Raw genomic sequence first — 260 nt, 5'->3', positions numbered from 1 at the left:
ATCGGCCCCGATACGGCAACCCATCTGGCCAGCCTGCTCAAGGATGCTGGCACGATTCTGTGGAACGGACCCGTAGGCGTGTTTGAAATCGACCAGTTCGGCAAGGGGACCGAGGTCATTTCCCGAGCCATTGCCGACAGTGCCGCGTTCTCTATTGCTGGAGGTGGAGACACCCTGGCGGCCATCGACAAGTACGCGATTGCCGACCAAGTCTCCTATATCTCGACCGGTGGCGGAGCATTTCTCGAATACGTGGAAGG

At 58.8% G+C, this 260-nt stretch carries 1 protein-coding gene; it reads left to right on the top strand.

The features are described from left to right. The coding region (gene pgk / locus V0R37_RS22570) for a phosphoglycerate kinase (RefSeq protein WP_420376619.1) at positions 1–260 on the top strand (260 nt) is incomplete at both ends.

It is taken from the genome of Pollutimonas rozaliensis (assembly GCF_048751585.1).
Classification (GTDB): domain Bacteria; phylum Pseudomonadota; class Gammaproteobacteria; order Burkholderiales; family Burkholderiaceae_B.
The sequence above is the reverse complement of the archived record's forward strand: the minus strand, read 5'-3'. Positions and strand labels throughout refer to the sequence as shown.